Source organism: Chlorobium sp. N1, from assembly GCF_004332115.1.
In the GTDB taxonomy this organism is placed as follows: Bacteria; Bacteroidota; Chlorobiia; order Chlorobiales; family Chlorobiaceae; genus Chlorobium.
In genome coordinates this window covers 1-6,739 of sequence record NZ_SJPA01000021.1, presented here as the reverse complement: position 1 = coordinate 6,739, position 6,739 = coordinate 1, and the positions used below count along the sequence as shown (strand labels likewise).

Annotated in this window: 8 protein-coding genes; all 8 read left to right on the top strand. The window is 50.6% G+C overall.

The annotated features are described in order from the left end of the window. Window positions 1-153: 153 nt before the first annotated feature. Window positions 154-417: a hypothetical protein gene (locus tag E0L29_RS11295; protein WP_131359161.1), complete on the top strand. Its 264-nt coding sequence runs from the start codon at window positions 154-156 to the stop codon at window positions 415-417. Window positions 418-479: 62 nt separating this feature from the next. Beyond that, window positions 480-1,022 carry a HEPN-associated N-terminal domain-containing protein gene (locus tag E0L29_RS11290; RefSeq protein ID WP_131359158.1) on the top strand — a complete coding sequence of 181 codons (543 nt, stop codon included), beginning with the start codon at window positions 480-482 and terminating at the stop codon, window positions 1,020-1,022. Between the two features lie 198 nt (window positions 1,023-1,220). After that, on the top strand, window positions 1,221-2,180 hold the full coding sequence (locus tag E0L29_RS11280) for a GDP-L-fucose synthase (protein ID WP_278248923.1): 960 nt from the start codon (window positions 1,221-1,223) through the stop codon (window positions 2,178-2,180). Between the two features lie 12 nt (window positions 2,181-2,192). After that, a complete protein-coding gene (gene gmd / locus E0L29_RS11275) occupies window positions 2,193-3,308 on the top strand; it encodes a GDP-mannose 4,6-dehydratase (RefSeq protein ID WP_131359149.1) in 1,116 nt (371 codons plus the stop codon). Window positions 3,309-3,350: 42 nt separating this feature from the next. Beyond that, the gene (locus tag E0L29_RS11270; RefSeq protein ID WP_242664389.1) at window positions 3,351-4,583 is read left to right on the top strand and encodes a glycosyltransferase family 4 protein; all 1,233 of its coding nucleotides are present in this window, start codon (window positions 3,351-3,353) and stop codon (window positions 4,581-4,583) included. A 33-nt stretch (window positions 4,584-4,616) separates the two neighbouring features. Continuing rightward, the gene (locus E0L29_RS11265) at window positions 4,617-5,942 is read left to right on the top strand and encodes a nucleotide sugar dehydrogenase (RefSeq protein ID WP_131359146.1); all 1,326 of its coding nucleotides are present in this window, start codon (window positions 4,617-4,619) and stop codon (window positions 5,940-5,942) included. 33 nt (window positions 5,943-5,975) lie between these two features. Then, window positions 5,976-6,518 carry a hypothetical protein gene (locus E0L29_RS11260; RefSeq protein WP_131359143.1) on the top strand — a complete coding sequence of 181 codons (543 nt, stop codon included), beginning with the start codon at window positions 5,976-5,978 and terminating at the stop codon, window positions 6,516-6,518. Next, a complete protein-coding gene (locus E0L29_RS11725; protein WP_278248922.1) occupies window positions 6,508-6,630 on the top strand; it encodes a hypothetical protein in 123 nt (40 codons plus the stop codon). Before E0L29_RS11260 ends, E0L29_RS11725 begins: the two co-directional genes overlap by 11 nt. Window positions 6,631-6,739 lie beyond the last annotated feature (109 nt).

Genomic DNA, 6,739 nt, shown 5'->3' with positions numbered 1-6,739 from the left:
TGCTGAGAATTATGAAATGATCAAAGATAGCAGGCGATTTGAAATCGGTAACGAGAAAAAGTCGCCGTATATTATTCTCTTATAACGCTTTGCAGGGATTTATTTTTTCAACAACCGGACACTAGTGATGGTGTTCATGACGAGGCTTTAGCCGTGGATGAAGCTGCGGCAGAATCAACTGCACCTGAGGTGATTGGAGGGATGTTTTATTCTTCCATTCAGCGTGACCTTGCGGAATCTTCAATTCGGGAGATTTGGGAGGCAGCACAGTGGCCCGAGAAGTATACGGATCCTTTGAGAGATTTTTCCGAGGAGGAGCAGGGGAGTCTTCTGGTTCTTTATCCTGGTCTGTATGAATCTCTCGAACATAAGGCGCAATGGCATTCTGCCGGAGGGAAGCTGTATCCGAGGAGTTGATTGCTGGTTGTTGATGCCGCTTGGTGGAAGTGTAACGGCCGGGTTCGAAGCAAGCGGTTATCATGGGACAACTCAAAAAAATGCTGGATGATGCCATGGATAATGGCTTCAGTGTTGACGAGGAGATCTTTGTCTGTCCTCGGTGCTTTGAGGATGAAGGGCTCCGGAATTTCATTAGAAGTTGCGGGGGAAAAGAGCCCTGCACTTATTGTGGAAGTGTCGGTGAGGGGACGTGTACTCTTGAGGAGTTGCTCACGCACGCATTCTCATGCATACAGACGGAATGGGGAAAAGCTGCGGATGAAGGCTTGCCTTATGAATCGAGAGAAGGCGGGTGGCAATGGCCGGTCATTGATACTTGGGAACTACTGGAGGTAACCAGACTCACTGCATTGAACGATGCTTTGCAAGACAAGCTACAGTCTGTTATAGAAGATGACTTGTGGTGCGAGTGCGACCCGTTTTTACCCAGGAAAGATGAAACGCTTTCTTTGGGTTGGAAGGCATTTTCGGATTTCGTGATGCATGAGGCGAGATATGTGTTTCTGCATGCCACCCCAAAGAGTTACGATGAGCACCAGCATGGTGAAATGCGATATGTTTAGAACCCCCGATGGGGAGCAGTTGGACGGGATCATATACCCCAGCTCAAAGCACCGGTCGGAACCAGCTGTCGTTCTTTTTGCAGATAACGGTGCATGCGTAGAGGAGAATGGTGAAAGGGATTCCGATGCGCTACTGGTGCTGACGGGCTATGGCACTACAGAATTGAATTCTCTGAGCATTTAACAATCGGGGTAATATTGAGTGTGAAACTATATGTAGCTGGCCACCGCGGCATGGTGGGCTCAGCTATTGTCCGCCATCTGCTTGCCTTAGGCGTTCCTTCGTCCTCCATCATTACCCGGACGCATGCAGAGCTGGATTTGACGAGTCAGGCAGCAGTGCGGGAGTTCTTTGCCTCCGAAAAGCCTGACCAGGTCTACCTCGCTGCCGCGAAAGTCGGCGGCATCCACGCCAACAACACCTACCCGGCCGAGTTCATCTACCAGAACCTGATGGTCGAGTGCAATGTGATTGATGCTGCATACCGGAACGGGGTGGAGAAGCTCCTCTTCCTCGGCTCCAGCTGCATCTACCCGAAACAGGCACCGCAGCCCATGCGGGAGAATGCACTCCTCACCGGAGTGCTTGAGCCGACGAACGAACCCTACGCCATAGCTAAAATCGCCGGCATCAAGCTCTGTGAGAGCTATAACCGGCAGTACGGCACTGATTACCGTAGCGTGATGCCGACGAACCTTTACGGCCCCGGTGACAATTACCACCCCGAGAACAGCCACGTCATCCCCGCACTCATCCGGCGGTTCCATGAGGCAACGGTTGGTAATGCTCCCACTGTCACCATATGGGGGAGCGGCACACCGAGGAGGGAGTTCCTCTATGTCGATGACATGGCAGCAGCATCAGTGCATGTCATGAACCTCGATAAAGCGGTGTACGAAGAGCACACTTCACCCATGCTCAGCCACATCAATGTCGGCTATGGTGAGGATCTTACCATCAGGGAACTGGCAGAGGCTGTGGCCGTTACGACCGGGTTCAAAGGCGAGATAGCATTCGACGCCACCAAGCCGGATGGTACCCCACGAAAACTTATGGACAGCACCAGACTCAATAAGCTTGGTTGGAGGGCACAGACAACCCTTCATGAAGGCCTGAGCCTAGCGTATCAGGGCTTTCTCCAGCATCACGCAGAATAATTACGAAGGTATATGAAGAAAGCACTCATCACCGGTATCACCGGCCAGGACGGCTCCTATCTTGCGGAACTCCTCCTTGAAAAAGGTTACGAGGTCCACGGCATCAAACGCCGCTCCTCATCGCTCAACACCGAGCGGATAGACCACCTCTACCAGGACCCGCACAGCAACCACCGGAACCTGTTCCTCCATTACGGTGACCTCTCCGACAGCAGCAACCTTACCCGACTCATAGCAGAAATCAAACCCGATGAGGTCTACAACCTCGCCGCACAGAGCCATGTAGCGGTCAGTTTCGAATCCCCGGAGTACACCGCTGATGTCGATGCGCTTGGAACGCTCCGTCTGCTTGAAGCCATACGGTTCCTCGGTATGGAGAAAACCTGCCGGTTCTACCAGGCAAGCACCAGCGAACTCTACGGCCTCGTGCAGGAAACCCCCCAGAAGGAGACCACACCGTTCTACCCCCGTAGCCCTTATGCCGTCGCCAAGCTCTACGCCTACTGGATCACCGTGAACTACCGTGAAGCATACGGCATGTACGCCTGCAACGGGATCCTCTTCAACCATGAATCCCCAAGACGCGGAGAGACCTTCGTCACACGCAAGATAACCCGTGCTCTCGCCAACATCAGCCAGGGGCTGGAAGAGTGCCTCTACATGGGTAATCTCGATGCCAAAAGAGACTGGGGACATGCAAAGGACTATGTACGGATGCAGTGGATGATGCTCCAGCAGGACGAGCCGAAAGACTATGTGATAGCGACAGGGGTGCAATACAGCGTGCGGGAGTTCATAGAAAAATCCGCTAAAAAACTCGGTATCAGCATCCGCTGGGAAGGGGAGGGGAAAGAAGAGGTTGGTATCGTTGAGGCGGTGAGCATGACAGAATCCACACTCCGCACCGGATCAACGATTGTGCGTATTGATCCCCGGTACTTCCGTCCTGCTGAAGTGGAAACCTTGCTCGGTGACCCGGGTAAAGCAAAAGCAGATCTCGGATGGATACCGCAGATCGCGCTTGACGAGATGATCGCCGAGATGGTGGCGCATGACCTTGATCAGGCGAGGCGGCATGCGTTATTGCAGCGTAGCGGGTATGCGGTTTCTGTCAGCAGGGAGGCATAGGGGAATGGGGCAGCAGAGCGTGCGTGGAATGGGAGTCACTCGGTGAAGGTATTGCATCTTGTCGCTGGGGAACTGACCGGGGGAGCTGCCCGTGGTGCATACTGGCTGCATCGGGGCTTGAGAGAAATCGGAGTCGATTCCCATGTGCTGACTAGTGGTCGGGAGACCTATGGCGACCCCTCCGTTACCTCCTTGTGCAAGTCAGGAGCTGATAAGGTCCGCTTTGCGCTGTCAAATCGCATGGCGAATCTTCCCATTCACCTCTATCGTAAACGCCAGGGACTGATTTACAATACGGGTGTCAATGGTATCGATATCACCAGGCATCCGCTATACGAAAGTGCTGATATCATCCACCTGCACTGGATCAATGGGCTGGTGAGCATGCACTCGTTGCGTAAGGTTAAGAAACCGCTTATCTGGACAATGCGCGACATGTGGCCGATGACGGGCGGGTGCCATGTCGCTTTGGAATGCGATGGTTATAGGGGGGGGTGTGGCAAATGCCCGCAACTGGGTAGCAAGATGGCGTATGATCTTTCCCGTGCGGTTTTCATGTATAAAAAGCAGATGCTGCCAACAAATGCCATTATGGTTGGTATCAGTAACTGGATAAGTGGTTGCGCCAGGGAGTCAAAGCTGTTCTGCAAGCATCGCGTGATAACTATCAGCAATAATATCGATACGCAAGAGTTCTCCCCAATTGTTAAGGGAGTGGCGAAAACGCTCCTTTCATTACCCGAGGGAAAAAAGATCATTTTGCTGGGATCAACGAATATTGCCGATCCGTGGAAAGGCTTTGATCTTTTTAAAACGGCACTTGAATATCTTGATAAATCCAAAATACACTTGATGGTATTCGGCAAGGCCTCGTCGCAGTCTTTGAGTGGCTTGGGCGTTTCGTATTCGTTATTGGGTGTTGTAACGGATACGCTTTCGTTGCGTGCGGCTTATTCCGCGGCCGATCTTTATGTCGCTCCTTACAGGATGGACTCCTTTGGGAAAACCTTGGCGGAATCAATGTCATGCGCTACACCCGTTGTCTGTTTTGATGCCAGCGGACCTAAGGATATTGTGGAGCATAAGGTTTCGGGCTACAAGGCGAAGCCTTTTGATTCCCGTGATTTAGCTGATGGGATGCAGTGGATGTTATCTGCATCAGAAGATGTGTATAGCGTATTATGTGAAAATGCCCGGCTGCGTGCTGTCGCCAAGTTCGATTCGTTGGTTATTGCGCGAAAATATAAGGCACTCTACGAGGAAGTTGAAAAATGAGTCTGCTCTGGTAATGTTAATCCCTTTTATGTAATGGTTGTGTTTGATTCCCCTGTTTCACGAACTATCAATATTGCCGTCATAGGGCTTGGCTATGTTGGACTGCCTTTAGCTGTTGCCTTCGCCCGCCAATATCCGGTCGTTGGTTTCGATATCAATCAGGCAAGGGTTGATGCATTGCGTGGGTGCTGCGATTCAACAAAGGAGGTTGAGGAAGATTCCTTGCGTGAGCTTTCTGTTCCTTGCAGTCCTTTTGCGGGAGGAAAACCGGGACTGCATGTAAGCTCGGAGTTGCAAGGGATTGCTGATGCCAATATCTATGTAGTCACCGTCCCTACGCCTACTGATAGGCATCATCGACCCGATCTTTCGCCGTTATTGAAGGCAAGCGAAAGTGTGGGCAAGGTGCTCAAACAAGGGGATATTGTTGTGTATGAATCAACGGTTTACCCTGGAGCAACAGAGGAAGACTGCGTGCCGGTGCTCGAGCGTGTTTCTGGCTTGAAGATGAATCAGGACTTTTCAGTTGGGTATTCACCTGAGCGGATCAATCCGGGTGACAAGCTTCATACGGTCACCCAAATCAAAAAAATTACTTCCGGTTCTAACCCTGATGCTGCCAAGACAATTGATGACATTTACCGCTCTGTAATTGAAGCTGGTACCCATAGGGCTCCGTCCATCAAGGTTGCTGAGGCGGCAAAGGTGATTGAGAACTCCCAGCGTGATATCAATATTGCCTTCGTCAATGAGCTCGCCTGCATCTTCAACCGCTTGGGTATTGATACGCTCGACGTGCTTGAAGCGGCTTCCACCAAGTGGAATTTTCTTCCTTTCAAACCAGGGCTTGTCGGTGGTCATTGCATTGGTGTCGACCCTTACTACCTTGCCCAGAAGGCGCAGGAGGTTGGTTACCACCCGGAAATCATTCTCGCCGGAAGGCGACTCAACGACGGAATGGGCGCCTATGTAGCCAGTGAGGTGGTGAAACTGCTCATCAAGGGTAATGCCTGTGTCAAGGATGCCAAGGTACTGGTACTGGGAATTACCTTCAAGGAAAACTGCCCCGATATCCGAAACAGCCGGGTGATCGATATCATCAATGAGTTGCATGACTACGGCTGTGATGTTGATGTCGTAGACCCATGGGCAAACGCCGGAGAGGTCAAGCATGAATACGCTCTGTCAGTCCTTACCGATGTGAGTGCTGTTCAGAAGATGAATTACCTTGCTGTCATAGCAGCTGTCGGCCACAAGGATTTTTCGGAAATCGATCCGCGTTCCTGGTTGGTCGAGAAGGGCATTGTCTATGATGTCAAGGGGATCTATAATCGTGACATGGTGGATAGCCGACTCTGATTTCTTGAATTCTTAGCGGGACTTTTATCTCATATGCCGAATGGATTTGCCAAGTTATTGCTTGTCGCCACATCTCTTTCTCCCCTTCTTGGTGCAGTGGCGGTCAACAACATTGCGTTGAATCGTCCGTGGACATCATGGGTGCCATGGATGGGTGTCGGCATTTTCCTTATTGTCTTGTGTTTCTTGTTGTTGCGCTATTTTGAAGAGGTGGCTCAGGAAGAAAAAATCTCCATAGTTGAGTTTGAGCGGAATGATAAGGATGTCCTTGCCTTTCTTTTGGCTTATCTGCTTCCGTTTCTCTCGTCAAAATCGATGGATTTTCAGGGTCAATGGCTGACAGGTGCATACATCCTTTTGATTATTTTTCTTGTTGTGTCGCATACCGGAGCATTTCACTTTAATCCTGTCATGGCATTGGTGGGATACCATTTTTATGGAATCAGGACAAAAGACGGTGTATCCCAGCTTTTGATTTGCCGCGGGACTCTGAAGCGACTGAATCAAGAGGTTTCTACCGTGCGTCTTGCGCCTAATATCTATCTTACCAAGAAGAACTCCTCGAATGCTGGATAACCTCCATCTTGTTGCCATTGTTCGAAATGGTGATGAAACCAGCTTGTTGCATATTCCTCTTCATCAAGCCTTGCAGGTGCAACTTGCTGAAGAATTAGGGTCTGCTGAATAATAGTTAAATCATTTTATGGTAATGAATTAAGCGGTATTTTTCGTATCTTATGTGCAAGGAAAAGCCTGAAAAAGCCCCAAAAACCTTGCACCTCGAAACCGCCGATTCA